The sequence below is a fragment of the Modestobacter caceresii genome (assembly GCF_000761485.1).
GTDB classification, from domain to species: Bacteria; Actinomycetota; Actinomycetes; order Mycobacteriales; family Geodermatophilaceae; genus Modestobacter; species Modestobacter caceresii.
The window spans coordinates 37,769-61,705 of the sequence record NZ_JPMX01000044.1; the positions used below are offsets into that span (position 1 = coordinate 37,769).

The 23,937-nt window shown below is 72.9% G+C and carries 26 protein-coding genes and 1 pseudogene; 16 read left to right on the plus strand and 11 right to left on the minus strand.

The window, feature by feature from the left end; translation table 11 throughout:
- Positions 1–51: 51 nt before the first annotated feature.
- Both IN07_RS11060 and IN07_RS11065 read right to left on the minus strand, forming a co-directional pair.
- On the minus strand, positions 52–1,320 hold the full coding sequence (locus IN07_RS11060) for an acyl-CoA dehydrogenase family protein (RefSeq protein ID WP_052091142.1): 1,269 nt from the start codon (positions 1,318–1,320) through the stop codon (positions 52–54).
- A gap of 116 nt (positions 1,321–1,436) precedes the next feature.
- The gene (locus IN07_RS11065; protein ID WP_081975338.1) at positions 1,437–3,422 is read right to left on the minus strand and encodes an acetoacetate--CoA ligase; all 1,986 of its coding nucleotides are present in this window, start codon (positions 3,420–3,422) and stop codon (positions 1,437–1,439) included.
- A 248-nt stretch (positions 3,423–3,670) separates the two neighbouring features.
- Between IN07_RS11065 and IN07_RS11070 the strand changes: the two genes are divergently transcribed.
- The 7 genes from IN07_RS11070 to IN07_RS11100 all read left to right on the plus strand — a co-directional run bounded on the left by IN07_RS11070 (position 3,671) and on the right by IN07_RS11100 (position 9,647).
- The gene (locus tag IN07_RS11070) at positions 3,671–3,994 is read left to right on the plus strand and encodes an FmdB family zinc ribbon protein (protein ID WP_231558144.1); all 324 of its coding nucleotides are present in this window, start codon (positions 3,671–3,673) and stop codon (positions 3,992–3,994) included.
- A gap of 80 nt (positions 3,995–4,074) precedes the next feature.
- On the plus strand, positions 4,075–4,734 hold the full coding sequence (locus IN07_RS11075) for an AmiS/UreI family transporter (protein ID WP_036335855.1): 660 nt from the start codon (positions 4,075–4,077) through the stop codon (positions 4,732–4,734).
- Positions 4,735–4,796: 62 nt separating this feature from the next.
- The gene (gene fmdA, locus IN07_RS11080; protein WP_036335856.1) at positions 4,797–6,050 is read left to right on the plus strand and encodes a formamidase; all 1,254 of its coding nucleotides are present in this window, start codon (positions 4,797–4,799) and stop codon (positions 6,048–6,050) included.
- Positions 6,051–6,087: 37 nt separating this feature from the next.
- Positions 6,088–7,347 carry a formamidase gene (gene fmdA / locus IN07_RS11085; RefSeq protein ID WP_036335857.1) on the plus strand — a complete coding sequence of 420 codons (1,260 nt, stop codon included), beginning with the start codon at positions 6,088–6,090 and terminating at the stop codon, positions 7,345–7,347.
- Between the two features lie 60 nt (positions 7,348–7,407).
- Entirely contained in the window at positions 7,408–7,680 is a 273-nt protein-coding gene (locus IN07_RS11090; protein WP_036335858.1) for an FmdB family zinc ribbon protein, read from the plus strand.
- Between the two features lie 73 nt (positions 7,681–7,753).
- The gene (locus tag IN07_RS23980) at positions 7,754–8,581 is read left to right on the plus strand and encodes an MOSC domain-containing protein (protein ID WP_052091144.1); all 828 of its coding nucleotides are present in this window, start codon (positions 7,754–7,756) and stop codon (positions 8,579–8,581) included.
- A 31-nt stretch (positions 8,582–8,612) separates the two neighbouring features.
- Positions 8,613–9,647: an alpha/beta fold hydrolase gene (locus IN07_RS11100; RefSeq protein WP_036335859.1), complete on the plus strand. Its 1,035-nt coding sequence runs from the start codon at positions 8,613–8,615 to the stop codon at positions 9,645–9,647.
- Between the two features lie 6 nt (positions 9,648–9,653).
- Here the strand turns inward: IN07_RS11100 and IN07_RS11105 are convergent, their stop codons facing one another.
- Positions 9,654–10,448 (minus strand): CPBP family intramembrane glutamic endopeptidase, encoded by a 795-nt coding sequence (locus tag IN07_RS11105; protein ID WP_081975339.1) that lies wholly within the window; start codon positions 10,446–10,448, stop codon positions 9,654–9,656.
- A complete protein-coding gene (locus tag IN07_RS11110) occupies positions 10,445–11,368 on the minus strand; it encodes an NAD(P)H-binding protein (protein ID WP_036335860.1) in 924 nt (307 codons plus the stop codon). Before IN07_RS11110 ends, IN07_RS11105 begins: the two co-directional genes overlap by 4 nt.
- A 91-nt stretch (positions 11,369–11,459) precedes the next feature.
- Between IN07_RS11110 and IN07_RS11115 the strand changes: the two genes are divergently transcribed.
- Positions 11,460–11,858, plus strand: coding sequence for a DUF2237 family protein (locus IN07_RS11115; protein ID WP_036335861.1), 399 nt, complete (start codon positions 11,460–11,462; stop codon positions 11,856–11,858).
- 26 nt (positions 11,859–11,884) lie between these two features.
- The gene (locus IN07_RS11120) at positions 11,885–12,337 is read left to right on the plus strand and encodes a nuclear transport factor 2 family protein (protein WP_036335862.1); all 453 of its coding nucleotides are present in this window, start codon (positions 11,885–11,887) and stop codon (positions 12,335–12,337) included.
- Between the two features lie 74 nt (positions 12,338–12,411).
- Here the strand turns inward: IN07_RS11120 and IN07_RS11125 are convergent, their stop codons facing one another.
- Together IN07_RS11125 and IN07_RS11130 are read right to left on the minus strand one after the other, a co-directional pair.
- Positions 12,412–12,807, minus strand: coding sequence for a VOC family protein (locus IN07_RS11125; RefSeq protein WP_231558167.1), 396 nt, complete (start codon positions 12,805–12,807; stop codon positions 12,412–12,414).
- A gap of 76 nt (positions 12,808–12,883) precedes the next feature.
- Positions 12,884–13,672 carry an alpha/beta fold hydrolase gene (locus tag IN07_RS11130; protein ID WP_036335865.1) on the minus strand — a complete coding sequence of 263 codons (789 nt, stop codon included), beginning with the start codon at positions 13,670–13,672 and terminating at the stop codon, positions 12,884–12,886.
- 164 nt (positions 13,673–13,836) lie between these two features.
- On the opposite strand from IN07_RS11130, the gene IN07_RS11135 reads away from it, so the two are divergent.
- Positions 13,837–14,265 (plus strand): hypothetical protein, encoded by a 429-nt coding sequence (locus IN07_RS11135; protein ID WP_156119136.1) that lies wholly within the window; start codon positions 13,837–13,839, stop codon positions 14,263–14,265.
- Positions 14,262–15,524 (plus strand): glutathionylspermidine synthase family protein, encoded by a 1,263-nt coding sequence (locus IN07_RS11140; RefSeq protein WP_036335868.1) that lies wholly within the window; start codon positions 14,262–14,264, stop codon positions 15,522–15,524. The genes IN07_RS11135 and IN07_RS11140 overlap by 4 nt, the downstream gene beginning before the upstream one ends.
- A gap of 85 nt (positions 15,525–15,609) precedes the next feature.
- On the opposite strand, the gene IN07_RS11145 is transcribed toward IN07_RS11140, so the two are convergent.
- Both IN07_RS11145 and IN07_RS11150 read right to left on the minus strand, forming a co-directional pair.
- On the minus strand, positions 15,610–16,158 hold the full coding sequence (locus IN07_RS11145) for a hypothetical protein (protein WP_156119137.1): 549 nt from the start codon (positions 16,156–16,158) through the stop codon (positions 15,610–15,612).
- 382 nt (positions 16,159–16,540) lie between these two features.
- Positions 16,541–16,753 carry a hypothetical protein gene (locus IN07_RS11150; RefSeq protein ID WP_036335870.1) on the minus strand — a complete coding sequence of 71 codons (213 nt, stop codon included), beginning with the start codon at positions 16,751–16,753 and terminating at the stop codon, positions 16,541–16,543.
- 652 nt (positions 16,754–17,405) lie between these two features.
- On the opposite strand from IN07_RS11150, the gene IN07_RS11155 reads away from it, so the two are divergent.
- The 5 genes from IN07_RS11155 to IN07_RS25210 all read left to right on the plus strand — a co-directional run bounded on the left by IN07_RS11155 (position 17,406) and on the right by IN07_RS25210 (position 19,533).
- A complete protein-coding gene (locus tag IN07_RS11155) occupies positions 17,406–17,753 on the plus strand; it encodes a hypothetical protein (protein ID WP_156119138.1) in 348 nt (115 codons plus the stop codon).
- Positions 17,754–17,755: 2 nt separating this feature from the next.
- The gene (locus tag IN07_RS11160; protein WP_036335873.1) at positions 17,756–18,019 is read left to right on the plus strand and encodes a hypothetical protein; all 264 of its coding nucleotides are present in this window, start codon (positions 17,756–17,758) and stop codon (positions 18,017–18,019) included.
- Positions 18,020–18,179: 160 nt separating this feature from the next.
- Entirely contained in the window at positions 18,180–18,305 is a 126-nt protein-coding gene (locus IN07_RS26675; RefSeq protein WP_269429956.1) for a hypothetical protein, read from the plus strand.
- A 113-nt stretch (positions 18,306–18,418) separates the two neighbouring features.
- Positions 18,419–19,276: a hypothetical protein gene (locus IN07_RS11165; protein WP_156119139.1), complete on the plus strand. Its 858-nt coding sequence runs from the start codon at positions 18,419–18,421 to the stop codon at positions 19,274–19,276.
- Positions 19,277–19,311: 35 nt separating this feature from the next.
- On the plus strand, positions 19,312–19,533 hold the full coding sequence (locus tag IN07_RS25210; protein ID WP_156119140.1) for a hypothetical protein: 222 nt from the start codon (positions 19,312–19,314) through the stop codon (positions 19,531–19,533).
- A gap of 393 nt (positions 19,534–19,926) precedes the next feature.
- On the opposite strand, the pseudogene IN07_RS24680 reads toward IN07_RS25210, so the two are convergent.
- From IN07_RS24680 to nhaA, 3 genes and pseudogenes are all read right to left on the minus strand, one after another.
- Positions 19,927–20,079, minus strand: a pseudogene (locus tag IN07_RS24680) (recombinase family protein); the annotation flags it as partial.
- 146 nt (positions 20,080–20,225) lie between these two features.
- On the minus strand, positions 20,226–21,230 hold the full coding sequence (locus tag IN07_RS11175) for a DUF2332 domain-containing protein (protein ID WP_036335876.1): 1,005 nt from the start codon (positions 21,228–21,230) through the stop codon (positions 20,226–20,228).
- Positions 21,227–23,884 carry a Na+/H+ antiporter NhaA gene (nhaA, locus tag IN07_RS11180; RefSeq protein ID WP_064972402.1) on the minus strand — a complete coding sequence of 886 codons (2,658 nt, stop codon included), beginning with the start codon at positions 23,882–23,884 and terminating at the stop codon, positions 21,227–21,229. The genes IN07_RS11175 and nhaA overlap by 4 nt, the downstream gene beginning before the upstream one ends.
- Positions 23,885–23,937: the final 53 nt, after the last annotated feature.

Genomic DNA, 23,937 nt, shown 5'->3' on the forward strand with positions numbered 1-23,937 from the left:
GCACCCTTCCTGCCCGACCGCGCCGCCGCCGACACCCGCGGCCGCAGCCGGTCAGCCCAGCGGGCTGCGCGGCAGCATGGTGTTGCTGATGATCCGCTTCTGGATTTCGCTGGTGCCCTCGAAGATCGTGGTCAGCCGCGCGTCCCGCCAGTGCCGTTCGACCTGCCGCTCGGTGGTGTAGCCGTTGCCGCCGTGCAGCTGCATGGCCTGGTTGGTGACGCGCACCGCCATCTCGGTGGCCTGCAGCTTCACCATCGCCGCCGCCCGCTCGCACGGCACGCCCTCGTCGAGCAGGTGCGCCACCTGGCGGTAGAACGCCCGCGCCTGCTCCACCTGGGCGGCCATGTCGGCCAGCGTGAAGCGCAGTGCCTGGAAGTCGCCGATCGGGTGGCCGAACTGGGCGCGCTCCTGCAGGTAGAGCACGCAGTCCTCGACCGCTGCCCGGGCCAGGCCGACGGCGCGGGCGGCGGTGTGCACCCGGGCGGTGTTCAGGAAGGCCTGCGCCTCGCGGAAGCCGGCGCCGGAGTCGCCGCTGCTGTCGGAGCCGCCGCCCTCGCCCGGGCCGACGATCAGGTCCGCGGCCGGGATGCGGACCCCGTCGAAGGTGAGGTCCCAGGTCAGGAAGCCGTGGTAACCGACCTTGTCGATGGCGTAGCCGGACAGCCCCGGCGGGAACGAGCCGCGTTCCTTGACCAGCAGCAGGTTCCGCAGGCCGCGGGAGCGGGACTCCCCGGGCTGCGGGTCGGCCACCCGGACCAGCACCTGGATGAAGTCGGCGGCCTTCGCGTTGCCGCACCAGCGCTTGTGCCCGGTGACCACCCACTCGTCGCCGTCGCGCACCGCGCGGGTCTGCACGTTGGCCAGGTCCGACCCGGCCTCGGGCTCCGACAGCGCCACCGCGCCGATCCAGGACCCCCCGGCGCTGCGCCGCAGCAGCTCACGGCGCCGGTCGGGGTCGGCGACCGCCGTCCCCATGCCCTGGGACCGGGCCAGGATGCTGGCCACGCTCATCCACGCCCGGGCCAGCTCCTCGCTGACCATGCAGTACTCGAAGACGCCGAGGCCCAGCCCGCCGTCGGCCGCGGGGACCGTGACGCCGAACCACCCCAGCTCACCGAGCCGCTCGAGGAGGTGCTGCGGGATCTCGCCCTTCTGCGGGTCGAGCTCGTTCGCGACCGGCAGCACCTCGTCCATGGCGAACCGGCGGGCCTGCTCCATCAGCGCGGCCCGCCGGGGCGTGTGCCACGGGGAGTGCAGGACGGGTGGCTCGGGCAGCCAGGTGTCGTCGGTCTCGGCGGGGCGGCTGGCGGTCGACGTCATCGTCGGTGCCTCCTGGGTCGGGGGGTCCGGTCCGACCTACTGTCGGGTGACGAGCTCGCCGACGCACCCCTACGTGACCGAGGCAACACCCCGCGGGCCGGGACGGACCGGTCCGCTCAGTCCGCCGACCGCCGCCTGCGGGCCAGCTCCACGAAGTGCTCGACCAGCCCGGCGTCGTCGACCGCACCGACGTTCAGCGCCTTCTCCGGCGCGACCCCCTGGAACAGCCGCTTGAGCGGCACCTCCAGCCGCTTGCCGGTGCGGGTGTGCGGCACGCCGGGGACGACGAGCACCTCGTCGGGCACGTGCCGCGGGCTGGCCTCCGCCCGGATCGCGGCCCGGATCTCGGCGACCAGCTCGTCGGTCAGCTCGGCCCCGGGCACCAGCTGCACGAACAGCGGCATCCAGTAGCCGCCGTCGGGCTGCTCAACGCCCAGCACCACGCAGTCGACGACGGCGGGGATCGCCTCGACGGCGGCGTAGATGTCCGCGGTGCCCATCCGCACACCACCCCGGTTCAGGGTGGAGTCCGAGCGGCCGGTGATGACGCAGGTGCCGCGCTCGGTGACCTCCAGCCAGTCGCCGTGCCGCCACACCCCCGGCCACGGCTCGAAGTAGGCCTCCCGATAGCGGGTGCCGTCGGGGTCGTTCCAGAAGTACAGCGGCATGGAGGGCATCGGCTCGGTGACCACCAGCTCGCCCAGCTCACCCACCACCGGCCGGCCGTCCTCGTCCCAGGACGCCGCCGCGACGCCGAGCATCGGCCGCGGCAGCTCGCCCGTCGTCACCGGCAGCAACGGCGAGCTGCCGATGAACCCGGTCGCGACGTCGGTGCCCCCCGACAGCGAGCCCAGCAGGACGTCCGACGCCACCGCCTCGTACACCCAGGAGAAGGTGCTGGCCGGGAGCGGCGAGCCGGTGACGCCGATCGACCGCAGCGCGGAGAGGTCGTGTTCGTCCCCCGGTCGGAGCCCGGCCTTCTCGCAGGCGCCCAGATATCCGGGGCTGGTGCCCAGGTAGGTCATCCGGGTGCGGGCGGCGAGCGCGAACTGGGCGTCCACCGTCGGGTACGTCGGGGCGCCGTCGTAGACGACCACCGTGGCACCGGACAGCAACGCCGAGGTGGCGATGTTCCACATGATCCAGGCGGTGGAGGCGTACCAGAACAGCCGGTCCCCCGGCCCGACGTCGATGTGCAGACCGATCTGCTTGCGCTGTTCCAGCACCAGTCCGCCGTGGCCGTGGACGATGCCCTTGGGCAGGCCGGTCGTACCCGAGGAGAAGACGATCCACAGGGGGGCGGCGAAGGGGAGCGGCTCGAACACCGGCTCCTCGGGGACGGCCACCGCCTCGGCCCAGGACAGCTCCCCGTCGGGCAGCTCGTCGGGGTGCAGCCGGGGGACGGCGATCGTCGTCCGGACACTGGGGAGAGCGGCCCGCAGCTCGGCGACGACGTCCCGCCGGTCGTAGGGCTTCCCGTTGAACCGGTAGCCGTCGACCGCGACCAGCACGACCGGTTCGATCTGGGCGAACCGGTCGAGCACGCTGCGGGTGCCGAAGTCCGGCGCGCACGACGCCCAGACCGCGCCGATGGACGCGGCGCCCAGGAAGGCGACGACCGCCTCTGGCACGTTGGGCAGGTAGCCCGCCACCCGGTCACCGCGCTGGACGCCGAGCCGGCGCAGGGTCGCGGCGAAGGCGCCCACCTGACCGCGCAGCGTCGCCCAGGTGATCTCGACCGGCTCCGTGTCCTCGGCGACCACGATCAGCGCGGGGTGGTCCTCGGTCGCGTACCGCAGTGCCTGCTCGGCGTAGTTGATCGTGACGTCGGGGAACCACTCGGCACCGGGCATCTCCCGGCGGGTGAGCACCCGGTCCTCGGGGACGCCGGGCAGCACGTCGGTCCAGGTGGCGACGTCGGCCCAGAACTGGTCGAGGTGCTCCACCGACCAGCGCCACAGCGCGTCGTAGTCGGGCGGGCTGCCGAGGTCGAGCCCGCGGCGCCCGGCGACCCAGGCGGCGAACCGCCCGGCCTGGCTGGCCGCCATCGACTCCGGTGTGGGGGACCAGAGGACCTCCGGCCCTGCTGTGTCGGCGATCACGTGCCGAGCGTGCCACCCACCGCCGCAGCCGTCAGCTCGGCGGCTCACCACCCGCCCAGCGAGCTCGAGAACGGTCTTCCGCGAAACACGCAGGACACACGACCGTCATCCTGCTGACACGCCCGACGGTTCACAGCCCGTGCGTCACGGCGCGCCGTCCGGCCTCCGGACGCAGACCGACGGCGCACCTGCAGCGCCTTGTCCCCTCCGCCGGGCGGGACGAGGGTGCGCCTGGTCCGGAGGGCCGAGTGCCCCTCCGCCGGTGCACCCGGAGGTCCGACATCGCCGTCTACCTGTACCGCTGCCCCGCCCACGGCACGACCGAGACCCGGTGCGCGATGGGCGCCGCTCCTCCTGCGGTCGAGTGCCCGGCCTGCGGCTCGACCTCCGCGCGGGTGTTCACCGCGCCCCGCCTCTCGCTCGGCTCCCCGGTGCGCCGTGCGCTGATCGAACGCGCGGAGCGCACCGGCGACCGACCCGACGTCGTCTCCGCCCCGCCTCCCGGTAGGCGGGCCGGCCGGCGGGCCGACGTGCTGCGCAACCCGGCGCTGAGCCGACTGCCCCGCCCCTGAGCGGGCTGTCACGCCCGGCAGGGGCCCTCCGCAGGACCCGACGGGGAACCCGATCGACTGCACAGAGGGGAGGGACCGAGATGGCCAGCGTCGGTCTGCTGTACGTCGGAGCGGTCCTGATCGTGAACGGTCTGATGCTGCTGGGCCGGGTGGACGCCCGGGCCGCGGCGCCGCTGAACTTCTTCGTCGGCGGGCTCCAGGTGTTCACGCCGACCTACCTGATCGTCACCTCCGGGGGCGACCCGGACGTGGTCCTCGGCGCCTCCGGCCTCTACCTGTTCGGCTTCACGTACCTCTACGTCGGCCTCAACCTGACCCGCGGCCTGGACGGCACCGGGCTCGGCTGGTTCTCCGCCTTCGTGGCCGGCTGCGCCGTGGTCTACGCGGGGCTGAACTTCGGCCGGCTCGACGACCCGGCCTTCGGGGTGATCTGGCTGTACTGGGCGGTGCTCTGGGCGCTGTTCTTCCTGGTGCTCGGGTTGAAGCGGGAGGAGCTCACCCGGTTCACCGGGCTGGTCGCCGTCGTCGCCGGGGTGGTCACCTGCGCCGTCCCCGCGTTCCTGCTGATGACCGGCGTGTGGGCGGAGAACGTGACGACGGCGGCGATCGTGCTCGCCGTCGTCCTGCTGCTGTCCCTGGCCCTGTTCCCCGCCTTCCGCGACCGGCGCACCACCCAGCTGCACGACAACGTCGCGGAGGAGCAGCCCGCGCCGTCCGTGCCGGCCCACCGGCGGAGGTGAGGCCCGCCCCCACGCCACCGGCCGACCGCCCCGCAGCCAGACCCGAGCCCAGGAGCCACTCCATGCCCGAGCGCCTGTTCCCTCTCGACTCCAGCAAGCCGTTCACCGAGCAGCAGCACCTCGGCCACAACCGGTGGCACCCCGACATCCCGGCCCAGGTGACCGTCCGCCCCGGGGACACCTTCCGGGTCGACTGCCGCGAGTGGTTCGACGGGGCCATCCACAACGACGACTCCGCCGACGACATCCGGGACGCGCCGCTGTCCACGGTGCACGTGCTCAGCGGGCCCTTCGCCGTGGAGGGCGCCGAGCCCGGTGACCTGCTGATCGTCGACATCCTCGACGTGGGGCCCATCCCCCAGGAGGACTCCGGCCCGCTGGCCGGGCAGGGCTGGGGGTACACCGGGATCTTCGCCAGGCAGAACGGCGGCGGCTTCCTCACCGACCAGTTCCCGGACGCGTACAAGGTGATCTGGGACTTCTCCGGGCAGACGGCGACCTCGCGGCACGTCCCGCACGTCTCGTTCACCGGCATCGTGCACCCGGGCCTGATGGGCACCGCGCCGTCGGCGGAACTGCTGGCCCGCTGGAACCGCCGCGAGGGCGCCCTGATCGCCACCGACCCCGACCGGGTGCCGCCGCTGGCCCTGCCTCCCCTGCCACAGGACGCCATCCTCTCCGGCCTGACGGGCGCGGAGTACGACCGCGTCGCCGGCGAGGCCGCCCGCACCGCGCCGCCCCGGGAGAACGGCGGCAACCAGGACATCAAGAACCTGACCAAGGGCAGCCGGGTCTTCTACCCGGTGTTCGTGCCCGGGGCGAAGCTGTCGCTCGGTGACCTGCACTTCTCCCAGGGCGACGGTGAGATCACCTTCTGCGGCGCCATCGAGATGGGCGGCTTCATCGACCTGCACGTCGACCTGATCAAGGGCGGCATGGAGACCTACGGGGTCAGCGAGAACGCCATCTTCATGCCGGGCAACGTCGACCCCCGGTACGAGCGGTGGCTGGCCTTCTCCGGGACGTCGGTGACGCTGGACGACGAGCAGCGCTACCTGGACTCGCACCTGTCCTACCAGCGGGCCTGCCTGCACGCGATCGACTACCTGACGACGTTCGGCTGGTCGCCCGAGCAGGCCTACATGATCCTCGGCGCCGCGCCGATCGAGGGCCGACTGTCCGGGGTCGTCGACATCCCCAACTCCTGCTCCACCGTCTACCTCCCCACCGGCATCTTCGACATCGACGTCACCCCCTCGGCGTCCGGACCGACGCGGATCGACCCCGGCATGGGCGTCCCCCGGTCGAGCTTCTGACCGCACCCACAGCCCACCCCGACCCGAGGAGCCCCCCGTGCCCGAAGTGATCTTCGAGATCAACCGCGACCTGAGCGTGTCGATGCGCGACCAGACGGTGCCCGGCCACAACCGGTGGCACCCCGACATCCCGCCCGCCAACACCGTGGCCCCCGGCGGGACCTACCGGATCGAGTGCAAGGACTGGACCGACGACCAGGTCCGCAACACCGACGACGCCGACGACATCCGCGACATGAACATCGACCCGTGCCACATGCTCAGCGGGCCGTTCGCCATCGAGGGCGCCGAACCCGGTGACCTGCTCGTCGTCGACATCGTGGACATCGGCCCCTTCCAGGAGCAGGAGTGGGGCTACACCGGGATCTTCGCCAAGGAGAACGGCGGGGGCTTCCTCACCGACTACTCACCCCAGGCGTCCAAGGCGATCTGGGACCTGGACGGCATCTGGACCAGCAGCCGGCACGTGCCCGGCGTCCGGTTCATCGGCAACTCCCACCCCGGCCTCTTCGGCTGCGCCCCCTCGCCCGACCTGCTGGCGGAGTGGAACCGGCGGGAGCAGGCGCTGATCGACCAGAACCCGGACCGGGTCACCGGTGACGTCCCGGCACACGACGGCGACGTCCCCGGCGCGCCGCAGGTGCCGGCGCTGGCCCTGCCCCCACTGGCCAAGGACGCGCTGCTGGGGACGCTCAGCGGGGCGGACCTGGACCGGGCGGCCGCCGAGGCCTGCCGGACCATCCCGCCGCGCGAGCACGGCGGCAACGTCGACATCAAGGACCTCGGCGTCGGCACCCGGGTCTACATGCCGGTGTACGTGCCCGGGGGGAAGTTCTCCATCGGTGACCTGCACTTCGCCCAGGGGGACGGCGAGATCACCTTCTGCGGGGCGATCGAGATGCCCGGCTTCATCGACCTGCACTTCGACCTGATCAAGGGCGGGATGGACCGCCACAAGCAGTCCATGCCGTTCTTCAAGCCGGGCCGGGTGGGCCCGAACTACTCGGAGTTCCTCACCTTCGAGGGGATCAGCGTCGAGGACGGCCGCAACTACTACATGAACGCGACGGTCGCCTACCGCCAGGCCTGCCTCAATGCCATCAACTACCTGATGCCGGCCATGGGCTGGACCTTCGAGCAGGCGTACCTGTTCCTCGGGGCGGCACCGATCGACGGCCGGATCGGCGGGGTGGTCGACATCCCGAACAGCGCGGTCTCGATCAGCATCCCGCTGTCGATCTTCGACCGGAACATCCTGCCCGACGGTGGCGGCGGCCGGGACCTGACGGCCGACTGACGCTGGTGCGGGGCGGGCTCGCCCCGCCCCGCACCACCTTCCCCCGAGAGGAGCACCGCGTTGCCGCTTTACGAGTTCCGCTGCCCCGAGTGCGGCCCGTTCGACCTGCACCGCGACATGCGGGACGCCGCCGCCACGGCGCCCTGCCCGGCCTGCGACCGGACGGCGCAGCGCCACTACCGCGTGGGGGTCGGGCGTCCTCCCGCCGGCGCACTGCGCGACGCCGGCCGCGCCGACCGCGCCCGCGTCGACCGGGCCCGCAGTGGCGAGCCGGTGGTCACCGGCCCACCCACGGGACGCCGCCTGCCCGGCGGTGCGGCCCACCGGCACTGACCCGGCAGCGGGACCGCCCGACCCCGGCTACGGTCCACAGCACCGGCACCAGCACCGCTCCGGACGGAGGGCCATGCCGCTCGTCTCCCGACTCTCGACCACCCCGGTCAAGGGCACCGCCCTGCACGGACCGCGGACCGTCACGGTCACCCCTGACGGGGTGCCGGAGAACCGGCGCTTCCACCTGGTCGACGCGCGAGGGCGGCTGTTCAACGGCAAGCAGCACGGCCCGCTCGTGCAGCTCACCGCCGAGTTCGACCCCGGCGACGACCAGCTCCGGCTGCTCTTCCCCGACCGCCCGCCCGTGGCGGGCCGGACCACCGAGCTCGGCGAGGCGGTCCGCACGGACTTCTACGGGCGCCCCGTCGACGGACACCTCGTCGAGGGACCGTGGTCGGCCGCGCTCAGCGACTTCGTCGGGCAGGAGGTGCACCTGGTCGCGGTCGACCGGCCCGGTGACGCGGTCGACGTCCACCCGGTCACGCTCATCTCCACCGCGACGCTGGAGCACCTGCGCCGGGTCACCTCCGACGGGGAGCGGCTGGACCACCGCCGCTTCCGGATGCTCGTGGAGGTGGACGGCTGCGACGTCCACGAGGAGGACACCTGGGCCGGCCGGCGCGTGCGGATCGGCGGCGCCACCGTCCAGGTGGTCGGGCCCGTGCCGCGCTGCGTCGTGACCAACGAGAACCCCGACAGCGGGGTGGTCGACTTCGGCACCCTCAAGGCGATCGTGCGCTACCGCGGCGAGCTCGCGACCGACCTCAGCACGCCGGTGGCGCACCTGCCGGACAACGGCGCGGTGATCCTCGGCATGTACGCCACGGTCGACCAGCCCGGCGAGATCGCCCTCGGCGACCCGGTCGAGCTCCTCGACGAGACCGCCGTCCAGCCCGCCTGACCCGCCCGTCCCGCAGACCCGAGGAGCACCGATGCCACGGCCCACCGACCACGAGCTCTTCGACCTGGGGGACGTCGTCCTGCAGGGCGGCGCGACCCTGCGCGGAGCCCAGCTCGCCTACAAGACGTACGGCACGCTGAACGCGGACAGGTCCAACGTCATCGTGCACCCCACCTGGTACAGCGCCTGGCACGACGCCAACGAGTGGTCGGTCGGGCCGGGGAAGGCCTGCGACCCCGAGAAGTACTTCATCGTGATGCCCAACCAGCTCAACAACGGCCTGTCGAGTTCGCCGAGCAACACCCCACCGCCCTACGACGGGCCGAGCTTCCCGCACGTGACCTTCCACGACCAGGTCGAGGTGCAGCACCGGCTGCTCACGCAGCAGTGGGGCATCGAGTCGGTGGAGCTGGTGGTCGGGTCCTCCATGGGCGCCGGCCAGACCTACCAGTGGGCGGTCAGCCACCCCGAGATGGTCAAGCGGGCCGCGCCCATCGTCGGGTCGTCGATCACCAGCGAGCACAACCAGGTCTTCCTGAAGAGCCTGCGGGCCGCACTCACCCTCGACCCGGCGTTCGCCGGCGGGCGCTACCGGCCCGACGCGCTGCCCACCGCCGGCCTGCGGGCCTTCGCCCGGATCTACGCCGGCTGGGGCCTCTCCCAGGCCTTCTACTGGCAGCGGGAGTACCGCAACCTGGGCTTCTCCTCCCTCGAGGACTTCCTCGTCGGCTTCTGGGAGGGCTACTGGCTCGACGAGCGCGACCCCAACGACCTGCTGGGGATGCTGTGGACCTGGGAGCACGGTGACGTCGGGGGGACCCCGGGCTTCGACGGCGACACCGAGGCGGCGCTGCGCTCGATCCGCTGCCCACTGGTGGCCATGCCGGCGAGGACCGACCTGTACTTCCCGCCGGAGGACGAGGAGTGGGCGTCGCAGTTCATCGAGCACGGTGAGGTCCGGGTCATCCCGACCGTCTACGGGCACTTCGCCGGGCTGGGGCAGAACCCGGCGGACAACGAGTTCATCGACCGGGAGCTGGAGGAGCTGCTGGCCCGCCCGGCCTGACCGGGCTCAGAGCTCCTCGGCCGGGTGCGGGTCGTCGATCGAGGGCTCGTCGGCGAACAGCGGCGGCAGGTACCGCAGCATCAGCACCGACCAGGTGGCGTGGGTGAGCATCGGCGCCTGGATGCCGCCGGTGACCCGCCGCTGCAGCGCGAACAGCAGGCCCATCGGCACCGAGGCCAGCACCAGCGCCGGGTTGCGGGTCGCGACGGTGGCCAGCGTGTAGACGGCGGAGGACTTGAGCACCGGGTGGTGGACGCCGGCCGCCGCGTACAGCGCCCCGCGGAAGAAGACCTCCTCGGCGAGGCCGTTGGCCAGCGTGGTGGTGAGCACCAGCGGCGGCGAGCCCTGCTGGGCGTACCGCAGCACCCGGGACACCGCGGCGTCCAGCGGCGGGATGCGCTTGGCCACGAGCGCGGCGCCGTAGAACCCCGCGAAGGCCGCCGCCCCGGCCACGACCGGCGTGAGCAGCGGGCGTCGCAACGTGGCCTTCGGGGTCTGCACCCAGCCCAGGTGCAGCGGCCCGGAGGCCAGGCCCCCGGCCACCCAGGTACCGGCCACGCCCATGGTCAGCCCGTAGAACGACGTCGAGTTGGGCTTCTGCGACAGCGACACCCCGAGCAGCCCGGCGCCGGCCAGCGAGACCCCGGCGGTCACCCGGCGGCGGCGGCGGAAGGCCTCGTCGGACTCGCGGTGGTCGCGCGGCACCTTGTCCACCAGCCAGGACGGCGCCCGGCGCGGCAGCCGGGCCAGCCGGGCGTCGGACAGCAGCGCCTGGCCCGGCCGCCGCGTGGTGCGGGTCATCCCACCAGTCCCGTGGTCGCCGCCCGGGCTTCCCGGCGATCGCGGGCCCGTTCACCCAGCGCGGTGAGCACCGCCTCGTCGTAGGTCATCGGCTCGAACGGGACCACCCGGCGGATCGAGTCGTCCTTCACCACCACCTCGTTGGTCATCGAGTCGATCAGCGACCGGCCGGTCTGCACGTCGACGTCGGTGACCAGCGACAGCCAGTAGGAGGAGAGCTTCGGGCTCAGCAGCGGCACCGGGACGATCAGCAGCCGGCGGCCCTGGATCTCCGCCACCCGGGTGAGCATCTCCAGGTACTCGAGCACCTCGGGGCCGCCGACGTCGAACGCCCGCCCCTCGGCCTCCGGTGCTCCGAGCACCCCGACCAGGTACCGGACGACGTCGGCGACCGCGATCGGCTGGGTGCGGGTGTGCACCCAGCGCGGGGTGACCATCGCCGGCAGGTGGGCGACCAGCTGGCGGGTCATCTCCCAGGAGACCCCGCCGTGCCCGACCACGATCCCGGCCCGCAGGGCGGTGACCGGCACGCCCGTCTCGCCCAGCAACCGCTCGACCTGGCGGCGGCTGCGCAGGTGGGCGGAGAGGTCGTCGGAGTCGTTGCCGAGCCCGCCGAGGTAGATGATCCGGCGGACCCCGGCGTCGGCCGCGGCCCGGGCGAAGGAGCGCGCGGCTGCGGCGTCCTTCTCCTGGAAGTCCGCGGAGTCCAGCGAGTGCACCAGGTAGTAGGCGGCCTCGCAGTCGGCCAGCGCGGTGCGCAGCGACGCCTCGTCGCCGACGTCCCCCGGCACCGGCGTGCCGGCGCCGGAGTAGGTGTCCGGGTGCCGGGTCATCGCCCGGACCTCGTGCCCGGCCTCCTCCAGGGCAGGCGCCAGCCTGCTGCCGACGAACCCCGACGCCCCGGTGACCAGTACTCGCACGCCCCCACCCTCCCCGTGCGGCCGGTCGGGCGCGACTCAAAAGCGCACGGCCCACTCGGCGCGTGGGCTCCGGCGGCGCGATGATCGGCCCATGAGCGCCCCCGGTCAGGACCGCAACGTGCTGGGCGGTCCGCTGGAGCCCTGCAGCACCGACCCGATGACCGGCTTCACGCGGGACGGGTCCTGCCGCACCGGGCCGGCCGACCTGGGCAGCCACACCGTCTGCGCCGTGGTCTCCGCCGAGTTCCTGGAGATGCAGCGCGAGCTGGGCAACGACCTGGTCACACCACGCCCGGAGTACAACTTCCCCGGGCTGCGCCCCGGCGACCGCTGGTGCATGGTCGCCGTCCGCTGGCTCCAGGCGCTCGAGGCGGGCACACCGGCCGGGGTGGTGCTGGCCGCGACCAACGCCCGCGCCCTGGAGGTGGTGCCGCTGGAGGCACTGCGGTCCCACGCCGTCGACGTCCCGGACGACCTCTCCTCGCTCTGAGCTGCCGACCGGACCAGGATGGGCGGGTGACCGACCGCCCGCCGCTGCCCCCGTTCACCGTCGAGACCGCCGCCGCGAAGGTGCAGGCGGCCGAGGACGCCTGGAACAGCCGGGACCCCGAGCGGGTGTCGCTGGCCTACACCGAGGACTCGGTGTGGCGGAACCGGGACACCTTCGTCACCGGCCGGGCCGAGATCGTCGCCTTCCTCACCGCCAAGTGGGCCCGCGAGCTGGACTACGTGCTGCGCAAGTCGCTGTGGGCGTTCACCGACGACCGGATCGCCGTCCGGTTCCAGTACGAGTGGCACGACGCCGACGGGCAGTGGTGGCGCAGCTACGGCAACGAGAACTGGGAGTTCGACGCGCACGGGCTGATGCGGCGGCGGGAGGCCAGCATCAACGACGTCCCGATCACCGAGGCCGAGCGGCGGCTGACCCGCGCCCGTACGCCGGACGAGCCGGAGATCCCGCTGCACTGAGCCACCGACTGGCGACCTGTGCACGCCTCGCCCGCGGGGGGACGCGTGGACAGCTCGCCACTCGACGGGGCGGGTCAGCCCCCGAGAGCAGCGGGGTCCATCCACACCGCCTCCCAGACGTTGCCGTCCGGGTCGGTGAAGCTGGTGCCGTACATGAAGCCGTGGTCCTGGGCCGGCTGCCAGGGCTTGCCGCCCGCGGCCAGCGCCCGGGAGAGCAGGTCGTCGCACTCCGCCCGGTCGGCCGCGGAGACCGCGTGCAGCACCGAGGTGGCCTGCGCCGGGTCACCGATCTGGCCGGCCAGGAAGCCGGCGAACTTCTCCCGGGTCAGCAGCATCACCACGATGTTCTCCTCGACCTCCATGGACGCCGTGCTCGCGTCGCTGAACTCGGCGTTCCGGGTCCAGCCGAGCGCGGTGTAGAAGGCCGTCGCCCGGTCCAGGTCGGTGACCGGCAGGTTCACGAAGATCATGCGCACGGGGAGCTCCCTCGGTGGGGGGACCACCGTCGGGTCCCGTCACGGCTCAGACCGGCCGCCCCCGGAGAACTCATCGGCGGGCGGTCGCGGCGAGCACCAGGGCGACGGTCTCCGCGGGCACGTCCCACATCGGGAAGTGGCCGGACCCGCCGAACCAGTGCAGCTCGGCGTCGGGGAACGCCTCCAGCGCCCGCGCCGCCTGGCGGGCCAGGGTCACCCGGTCCCGCCGTCCCCAGCCGATGGTCAGCCGGCCGGGCAGCGACCCGGCCGGGGCGCCCTGCTGGCGGGGCCCGCGGGCGAGCTCGGTGAGGACGGCGTCGAAGGACGGCGAGTCCACGTACCCGGTGAGCTCACGGGTGACCACCTCGCCGTCCAGGGCCCACGGGCGGGCCGAGAACTGGGCCAGCAGTGCCGTCCGCCCGGCCGGGTTGCCCAGCAGGGTGGGGAGCGCCGGGCGGATCCGACGGACCAGCGCGATCGAGGCGCGCAGGGTGGCGAGGAAGACCGCGGCCTCCCGGTCGGTCCAGAACCCACCCGGATCGAGGGCCACGGCGTCCCGGCCCACCCCCCGCCGGGCCAGCTCCAGCACCATCCGGGCGCCCAGCGAGCTGCCGACCAGCGGGGCGTCGGCCAGCCCCTCGGCGCGCAGCCAGCCCTCCAGCGCGTCGGTGAGCGAGCCGAAGCCGGGGTCGGCCAGCGGTGGGGTGTCGCCGGCGAAGCCGGGCAGGTCCACGGCCACCACCTCGCGCGCCGCGGCCAGGCCGGGGAGCACCGGGTCCCAGGAGCGCCACGAGCCGCCCAGTCCGTGCACGAGGACGAGGGGGTCGCCGGAGCCGGTCCGGTGCGCTGCGAGGTCCATCCCCGACCCCTACCCCAGCCGCGGTCCGGCACCCGCGTGCGGTGGACGCCGCCTGAGCTGCGGATCCGGGGATGATGCGAGGGGGCGGGTGCACGGCAGGACGCCGGGTCCGACAGCATGTGCGGTCCGGGGACAGGGTGACGCCCAGGTGAGGAGCGCGGACGGTGAGCACGTCGAGGAGCAACCGGGTGCGGGCGGCGATCGGCACGGTCAGCCTGACCGGGGCGGCGATGGGCTTCCTGTCCGCCTGTGGCGTCGCAGGTGAGGACGAGCAGGAGGCCGAGCGGGTCTACTGCGTCGACGAGCAGGACCAGGTCGTCGACGAGGAGCAGTGCGAGGAGGCCGAGCGCAACGGCGGCTTCATCGGCGGCGTGCCCTACTTCTTCCTGCTGGGTGGCTTCGGCGGCAACCGGTACGCGGTCGGCCAGACCATCCCGCAGCAGTACACCGGCGCGGCGACCCGGGTGAACCCCGCCGACACCACGGCGCGGTCCCGGGCCGGGCTGCCCGGCAGCGGCCGGGTCACCTCCGGCACCCGGATCTCCGGCGGCATCGGCTCGGGCCGGGTCGGGAGCGGGAGCGTCGGCTCGTGAGACGGCTCTACGGCACGGCCCGGCTCGGCTGGGAGGCCGAGATCGAGAGCCAGGGGCTGGTCTACAACAAGACGACGGTCCCCGGCGGTGAGACCCGCTCGTACTGGCGCGAGGACGTCTTCTACGACTTCACCTCCGCCGAGATCGACCACCTCGCCAACGTCACCGACCAGCTCTTCGCCGCCTGCGTGGAGGCCGGCGACGTGGCACTGGCCGACGAGCGGCTGCTGGACCGGATGCGGATCCCGCACGACGCCCGGGAGGTCGTCAAGGCCACCTGGGACTCCGAGCCGCCCAGCGTCTACGGCCGCTTCGACCTGTGGTGGGACGGCGAGGGCGCACCGAAGCTGCTGGAGTTCAACGCCGACACCCCGACCTCGCTGGTCGAGGCCGCGGTCGTGCAGTGGGCCTGGCACTTGGAGACCGGCCAGGGCCGCGACCAGTGGAACCAGCTCGACGACCGGCTGGTGGACGCCTGGCGGCGCAACCTGTCCCGCTGGGAGGCCGAGCACGGCCGCCGTCCCCGGGTGCACCTGGCCTGGACCGAGGGCGACCGCAGCGGTGAGGACTGGATGACGGTGGCCTACCTGGCCGACACCGTCCAGCGGGCCGGCTTCGAGACGGTGGTGCTGACCACCGAGGAGCTGGCCCTGGACACCGGCGACGCCCGGTTCTACGACGGCAAGGGCAACCGGATCGACGTCGTCTTCAAGCTCTACCCCTGGGAGTGGCTGCTCGACGACGCCTACGGCCCCTCGGTGATCGCCGACCTGTGGACCCCCGACGGCACCACCTGGATCGAGCCGATCTGGAAGATGCTGTGGTCGAACAAGGGGCTGCTGCCGGTGCTCTGGCAGCGCTACGCCGACGACCCGGTGATCGCCAAGCACCTGCTCCCCGCCTACTTCGCCAACGACCCGCGCGCGGCCGAGCTGGAGCGGACCGGGTACGCCCGGAAGCCGCTGTTCGGCCGGGAGGGCAACAACGTCGAGCTGTTCGCCCCCGGCGGCGCCCCACTGGCCTCGCTCGGCGGGAAGTACGGCGCGGAGGGCTGGGTCGTGCAGCAGCTGTGCGCGCTCCCGGACTTCGCTGGCCCCGACGGCCCGCACCACCCGGTGCTCGGCGCGTGGGTGGTCGACGGTGAGGCGGCGGGCCTAGGGATCCGGGAGTCCGACGGGCTGATCACCGACGACCTGTCCTACTTCGTGCCGCACACCATCGACTTCCGCCGCCCGCCGGACACCGCCTGGTCGGCCTGACGCCAGCGACCACCGTCGGGGGTCGCACAGGTCGACGTACCGGTCGCAGACGTCGGGCAACGACACCTGCAGCAAGTAGGCGGAGTTAACGCACACGTCCTCGCACACCGAGGTCTCGACGCATGGCTCGACGCATCGCGTACCAAGCGTCGGAGGGGAACTCGGGCTCGGGGAGCGACTCCGGCACCTGACCCAGATGGTCGAGGAAGTTGTCGTTGGCCCGGTAGATTCGGTGGAAATTACTGTCCAGCACCTCGGAGACGTCCAGCACCTTCTTCGCCACCCGGCGCGGCGCGAACAGGTACACGATCTGCTCTGCTCGGCGAGCGACGGCGTAGGCCTTGTGCGCCGCCTCGCCAGCGTCACCGACCGCATCGCGCTGCGCCTGCTCCTCCTCCGACCATTCGCCCAGGGGCTTACTCGGCTGCACATTCCACAGTCCGCACAGATTCACCACCGCCTGCTGCAGATCGTCGTAGGCGGTGAACAGCGCGACGTAGTGCTCCCGACGGGTCTCATCGTGCCGATGTCGCAGGTCGACCAGCTTCGTCCCGAGGGTGATGAGGCCAGTGAGGGCGGCACCCCCGAACGCGCTTGCGGTCAGCAACAGCCACAGCGGCGTGTCGACGTTCACCCTGACGATTTTGCCTGACCATGTGAACGACATACACGCACCCGCAGGTCAGCCGCTTACACGCTTGCTCGGAGCTAGCTAAGTTGGGCGGCAGACGAGCTGGTCCACGGGCACCGGACGCGCAGCGGGCGCCGCGCCGTGGCCGAGATGGTCACCACCGGGAACGGCGGTCCGAGGATGGTCGCGACCCTGGCCGACCGGCCGTCCCTGCCCGGCACGCTATGCGTCGGCCAGGCACCCCGCTTCGACCGGGACCAACTCGGCGGCGAGGCGACTGTCGACCACGCCGAGCGGCTGCGGCAGGCGCGGGGGGTGTGCGGTCGCTGCCCCGTGGCGGACCAGTGCCCGCAGCGCGTGTGGCGGGCGCCTCGGCAGGTGACCGTCACGGCCCGGCGCTCCCTCCCCAGCGAGGGAGCGCCCGGGTCGCCGTGGCGACCGCCGTCACGGCCAACACCCCCTCCTGCACCGAGCCGGTGCGCAAGGTCAGGACGACCACCACGGCCGCCGCGACGACGAACTCGCACACCTCTACCCACCCCGGCCGGCGATCCCCACCGCTGGCGTCCTTGCCCGTGCCTGCGAGCCGGTGTTTCATCGGCTGCGTCTCCGTTCTCCTATGCCTGGCGTTCGAGGGACAAGGGCGGACCTCCTGTTCCAGCAGGGGGTCCGTCCGTCGTTCTGCGTCATGTCGCCTGCTTCCGATGACCTGCACCGATGTGCGAGCGGTGTGACACCCCAAACGCTAGGCACGGCCACCCACGCACGTCCAACACCGCTGTGCAGGTCGATCTGCACAACTTGTGGATAACTCGGTGTGGAAGGCGGTGAAGGCTTGTGAACATGGCGGTGTGTAGAACTATCAAGGCATCGCCGAACAGGTGCGCTGATCTGCTCTTTCACCCGTACGCGGTCTGTGGATAGAAGAAAGTTGCAACGGGCCTGACATCGTCACTTCCTGGCGTGTCGCTGCCTTGTAGAGCGCGTAGACCTTTGCCACGGCGGCCCGGCCAAGATGACCTCGACATGTCCTCGGGCTCCCGCATGCGGCCCGCGTCCGAGTGCATCCCTCGCGCCCGCCCGCGCGTGGGGGGCGAACGTCCGCCCACCGGCCCCGGCGAACGCCCAGCACAGAGCGTCACCTGCCCCGGCCTGTGGTCTGTCCGCCTACTGGTCCCCGTAGGCGAACCGACCCACGTCCCCCCGCTATCGACCCACCCACAGGCCACCCCGGGGCGGTATAGTTATCCATGCCCGCCGGAGCCCGCGCCGCCCACCGCGAGCGGATGGCCGCTGCTCTCAACCTGCACGCCCGGGGTCGGTCGATCCCCGACGTGGCCGCCGATCTGGGCACCACGCCCGACCGGGCGGTGAAGCTGCTCGGCGAGGGCATCGCGGGGATGCCTGCCCAGCAGCTCGACGAGCGGCGCGCGACGTCCGAACTGCGGCTCAATCAGGTCGCCCGGCTGTATGGCGACCTGCTCGACGACGCCGACCCGAGGGTGACCGCGCAGGCAGCGAACGGGCTACTAACCGTCGAGCGCGACCGGGCGCGGCTGCTCGGCACCTGGCAGAAGCCACCACGAGAGGACGACTGACCATGCGCACTGCGCTCGCCGACCACATCGCCGCCGCGACCGCCGAGCACGCCCGACGCGCGATCTCCCGTCAGCGGAACGCCAGGGTTGCGACCCGGACCACGCTCGCCGACGCAATCACCCGGGCCACCCGCGAGGACGCTGACGAGGCGTACCGCGAGGCGCGCACCGAGCGTCGTCGGCTGCGCCGCGAGGGTGCGTCCGCCGACCAGCTCGCCGCCGCGTCGCAGGAGGTCGAGGACGCCCGCGCCCGGCTCGGTCGCTAACGCGCCCCGGGCGAAGGCCAGCGCCGCACGGTGCGTCAAGCACGGCACCCACTGCGCGATCGGTGGCGGGTCGGCCTACCGGTCGGCGTTCTGCGTCCGCGCTCCCCGGCCGACGGAGTGAGACACGCCCACGGTCGGCTCCGACCAGCCCGACCCCGAGTTGGTCGAACTGCTGACCGAGTGCCGGGCAGCGGCGACCGGCGCCCCGCTCACCGAGGCTGCCGACGCGCTCGCGGTCGAGCTGGCCGCCGGGGCGAAGACGTGGGCGAAGCTCACCCCGGGGTAGCGGTATCAGCCGCAGGACGGCGAGGACGATGAGTTGGCTGAGCTGGTCGCACGTGCGCGAACCGAAGCGCAGCTCACCGTCTGACCTGGCGTTCCACACCACCACTCCTGCCGGTGATCGCCGCATACCTGTGCGTACTCTTGCGGCCGGTCGCGGGCCGGAAGACGGGAAGTGCTGTGGGCTGGGTCTCAACAGTGGTGCGCGCGCTGGGCTACATGGCTGGCGCGTTCGCCGCCGTTGCCGCAGGGCTTCAGGCGGGGAAGGTCTGGGACCTGAAGGGCGCCCTGCTGGTCACCATCGTCATCGTGGCCGCGGCGATCACGCTCATGGGTCAGCTGTTCGGCCTGTGGAACAACCTCCGCCGCCGGACGCGTGCAACGCTGGAACAGGACGTTCGCACCTACCTCTTCGCCATGTACATCAAGGTGCTGGAGGACGCCAAGGTAGCGCCGTCATCCCTCGGCTTTGCGGCTTACGAGCTGCGGCGGCGGTGGGTCTGGCAGCTTCCACACAAGGGCGCGAACGGCAAGATCACGTGGCCGTGGCGCCGGGTGCTCTCTCGTCTCGACCGGCACCGGGCGACCGAGCGGATCGACACGTCTCGGACGGTGTGGACCCCAGGGAAGGGGATCATCGGACTATGCGTCCGCGACGGCCGGATGATCTACGCCGACGTCAAGGACCTTTGGGCGCCCTTGGTCGGCTGTACGCCTGAGCAGTGGGCCGCCGCTGACGAGGGAACGCGCATGGGCTTCACTCACACCGAGTTCAAGCGTCGAGCCGCAAAGGCGGCGGTCGTGTGGGCCATGCCGATCATCCGCGACCGGAGCAACGGTCAGCCCGAGGTGATCGGCTGCGTTGCACTCGATGGGCCACCGGGAGCGCTGGCGAAGTTGGAGCCGCCCCGAGCGAAGACGCAGCGACACCTCGGAGACGCCAGCTCGGCGATCGCGAACCGGCTGCGTCGGTAGCGGTACAACTTCATCACCGGTGGGTAAGTCCACTGGTGAGCGACAGCCCCGACGGCTACTTTGGTAGCAGCCAGGACAGGGAGCCCACGATGGCCAATATTCGTTCCACCGGCAACAAGTCAGCCACCGCCAAGACCGGACGCATCGTCTCAACGCACGTCACGATCCCGAAGACGCCCTCGCCGTCCTTCGTCAAGACGCTCCGTGCAGTCGGGGCAGGCGAAGGCGCGATCCGCCGGGCGACGCGCAGCAAGTAGAGCCGCTTCCCAGAGGCCTTCACCCCGACCGGGTGAAGGCCTCTGTCGTTCAGCGCGGTGTGACTGGTGCGCCGGCCGCGTCCGGGCGAGTGCAGCGAGGCGTCAGCCACGAGCGGCCCTTTGTCCGGGTGCGGCGGGACCCCGTCGGCCAGCCACCCGAGCGCCCGGGGACCGGTGGGCGGTCGCCCCTGCGCAGCCCGCTGCGCGTTCGCGAGGCGCTGTCGCTCGATGCGGCGCTCGATCTCGGCGGGCGAAGGCGACGGTGGCCAGGATGCGGCCGACGAGCCGACCAGCGTCGGTCGAGAGGTCAATCTCCCCCCGACGCGGTCGCACACCGAACGCCGGTCCGCTCCCCCACGTCGACGAGCCGTTCGACTTCGCGCGTCGAGCGCGTCAGCCGGTCGAGCGCCCCGCGAGGATGACGTCGAACTGCCCGGCTTCAGCGTCGGCGAGCATCCGCGTCTGCTGCGGACGAACGCCCGTGCTCGCGCTCACCGAGTTGTCGACGTACTCGCCGACCACGGTCCACCCGCGCGCCTCTGCGAGCTTCTTGCACGCTCAACGCTGCCGCTCGACGGCTGCCCCGCTGCCGTCCCGGCCGAGCAACTCGCGCACGTAGATCACGGCTCGTGTGGTCACGCACCTATCGTGGTTTCACGCCGTCTGCCGCAGCTCGCGGACCTCTTCGCAAGTCACCTGACTCCGGCGAGCCCGGCGGCGGCGGGGAGCCAGTCGATGCGGCCGCCGTGGGCGGCGGTGTACGCCAGGGGCTCGCCGTCCAGCGCCAGCAGGAACCGGGCCTCCTCCGGGGCCGGCGGCTCGGGCAACCGCTCCCGGACGGCGGGCAGCACCCCCACCCCCTCCTGGGAGACCCAGCGCACCGGCAGCCCGGCGACCAGCTCGGCGAACGCCTGCTTCGCCGCCGCCGGCAGGTAGGCCAGCACCGCGGTGTGGAAGACGACGACGGTGGCCTCCGCCGGCATCGCGGCGACCAGCCCGGGCAGCTGCTCGACCAGGTCGCCCCGCCGGATCTCGGCCGGTTCCCGGGCGGCGATCGCGGCCGCGGCGGTGAGCCGGTCGCGTCGCTCGTCCATGCCCGGCCAGATCAGCGCCTGCAGCCAGGCGACGTCGTCGGGGTCCGCGGGGTCGAGCGGGTTCAGGTCGATGCCGGCTCGGCGGACCACCCGCGGCACCTCCGTCGGCACCGGCCCGCGCCCGGTCACCGTGCACCGCAGCTGCACGGTGCTGGGAGGGCCGACCCGGGCGCCGGAGTGGTCGTAGCCGTAGCGGTCCGGGTACAGGCACAGCCCGGCCGACGCGCCCACCTCGATCAGCGCCAGCGGCCCCGGCAGGCCGGCCAGCACCGGCAGCAGGGCCGCGCAGCGGGCGGCCTCGTTGGTCTGGGTGGCCCGGGCCAGCATCGTCGCCCGCAGCCGGTCGGCGTCGCCGGTGACCCGCTCGCGCAACTGCGCGCCGTCGGCCGGCGGGCCGCCGTGCAGGTACTGCAGCGCGCCGAGCAGCAGGTTGGCCTGCCGCTTGGGCCGCGGCAGGGTGCCCAGGAAGGCCAGCACCTCGGCGTCCTCGGCGACCGCGGCCGCGAGCTCGGCGTACCGCGGCGAGACCGGCGCAGCCTCCACCTGGGCGAACCACCGGTAGTGGTCGGCCAGGTCGGTCAGCTCCTCGTCCAGCGACCTCATGTGGTGGTCAGGTCGCGCGGGGCGGTGGCGAAACGGGCCAGGTCGTCGCGGGTCGGCTCCACCAGCACCCGGCCGTCGGGGGTGAGCACCACCGGCGCATCCGTCTCCTCGACCCCGAGCTCGGCGAGCAGCCGGGCGGCGGCGTCGTCCTCGGCCGGGTCCAGCCAGGTGTGCGGGACCCCGTCCTCGGCCAGCTGGGCTCGCAGCTCCGTGCTGGCCGGCCAGCGCCGGTCGCCGACCACCCGCAGCCCGCTCGCCTGCCCGATGAGCATCGCCCGGCGCAGCAGGAACGACCGGGTGATGACGTCGGCCAGTCCCCGGTCGCGGGTGAAGACGGCGCGCAGCTGCTCCAGGCTGAGCACCAGCACCTCGCCGTCCTCGGCGGCCACCAGCGAGCGCACCGGCCGCTGCCCGGCCAGCATGTTCAGCCCACCCAGGAACCGCCCCGGGCCGTGGACCGCCACGACCCGCTTGCCGCCGTCCGGGCCGCCGTCCAGCAGCCCCTCGACCACCGCGACGGTGCCGGCGAGGACGACGAAGAAGTCGAACTCCGCCTGCCCCGAGCGCAGCAGCACCTGCCCGCGGGTGGTGCTCAGCCGGCGCCCCACCCGCCGCAGCACGGCGGTGTGCACGTCGGACAGCCGTGGCGAGGCGCCGTCCTCCGGTGTCTCGGCGAGACGTTCGCCCGGCAGCACGTCGATCGCGGGCAGCTGGGCGGCCGGGGAGAGGGTGACCGACGACCGTGCCGGGGTGACCAGCTCGGCCGCCGGCAGCAGGCTGCCGTGGCCGGGCCCGCGCGGGTCGGAGGTGACCAGTGCGGCGGCGAGCGCCTCGGTGGTGGTCCGGCCGTCGTGCCCGACGCCGTTGACGAAGAACGTCGGGGTGCCCTGCACCCCGCTGGCCTCCGCACCGGCGACGTCGGCGCGGACCCGGGGCGCGTGCGTGCCGCTGCCCAGCTCCTCGGCGAAGCGGCCGAGGTCCAGCCCGAGCGCGGCGGCGTGGTCGAGCAGCTGGTCGGCCTCGAGCTGGTCCTGGTGGGCGAAGAGCCGGTCGTGCATCGCCCAGAAGGCGCCCTGGGCACCGGCGGCCTCGGTGGCCTCGGCGGCGAGCTCTGCGTGCGGGTGGACGTCGGGCAGCGGCAGGTGCCGGAAGACGTAGCGCAGGTCGTCGCCGAACCGGCGGCGCAGCTCCTCGACCACCCCGGTCGCCCGGCCGCAGAACGGGCACTCGACGTCGCCGTACTCGACCAGGGTCAGCGGCGCGTCGACCGGGCCGCGGAGGTGGTCGACCTCCGGGTCGACCGGCGGGTCCAGCTGCCGGGGCCCGGCGCTGGCCACCTGGGGCTGACGTCGTCCCAGCGCCCAGAACCAGACCGCGCCCAGCGCTGCCGCCACCACGCCCGCGGCCAGGACGCCGACCATCGCCTCCTCGCGCAGCACCGCGTCGTCGAAGGCCAGGTCGGCGACGAACAGCGACACGGTGAAGCCCAGGCCGGACAACGCCGCCCCGCCCCACACGCTGGCCAGCGACACCCCGGGCGGCAGCGAGCCCATCCCGAACCGGACGGCGAGCGTGGACGCCAGCCCGATGCCGACGAACTTGCCGACGACCAGGCCCACGAAGACGCCGATCGTGACCGGGGAGGTGAGCGCACGGTCCAGCAGCTCGGTGTTGAACTGCACCCCCGCGTTGGCCAGGGCGAACACCGGGACGACGACGTACCCGCTCCACGGCACCAGCAGCGCGCCGATCCGCTCGTTGGGCGAGATCGCCCGCTCGACCGAGAGCTTCGCCCGTCGGGCGAGAGCGACGTCGGGGGCCTGCCGGAAGGCGCGGGCGAGCGTGCCGGCGGACTCCACCTCGTCCCGGCGCGGCCGGTAGGCGCTGACCAGCAGGCCCAGCACGACGCCGCCGATGGTGGCGTGCACCCCCGAGGCATGCATCGCCAGCCACATCACCACGCCGACGGCGAAGTAGGCCGGCCCGCGCCACACCTTCAGCCGGGTGAGCAGCCCGAAGGCGACCACGCACAGCGCAGCGACGCCGAGGGCGACGAGGTCGATGTCGTCGGAGTAGAAGACCGCGATCACGGTGAGCGCCCCGATGTCGTCGACCACGGACAGCGAGAGCAGGAAGACCCGCAGCTGGGTGGGGCAGCGGGAGCCGACCAGCGCCAGGGCGCCGAGGACGAAGGCCGTGTCGGTGGCCATCGGGATGCCCCAGCCCTGCGCGCCGGGGCCACCGGCGTTGATCGCGAGGTAGAGCCCCGCGGGCACCACCAGCCCGGCGACCGCGCCGAGCGCCGGCACCGAGAGCCGGCTGCGCTGGGTCAGCTCCCCCATCGACAGCTCGCGGCGCACCTCCATGCCGATGAGGAAGAAGAAGAACACCATCAGGCCGTCGTTGACCCAGTGCCGCAGGTCCATGGCGACGGCCATGGAGCCCAGTTCCAGGCTGAGCTCGGTGTGCCACACCCGCTCGTAGGAGTCGCCCCACGGGGAGTTGGCCCACAGCAGCGCGAGCAGGGTGCCGACGACGAGCAGCGCCGCGCTGGACGCCTCGGTCTGCAGGAACCGGCGGGCCGGGGTGGACAGCTGGGCGAGCAGGTGACCGGTTCGGGAGGCTCGGCTCGAGGTGCGGGACGGGGACGTCACGCGCTGTTCCTACCCTGCCGATGTGACGGCGCGGAATCCGCCGGACGACCCGT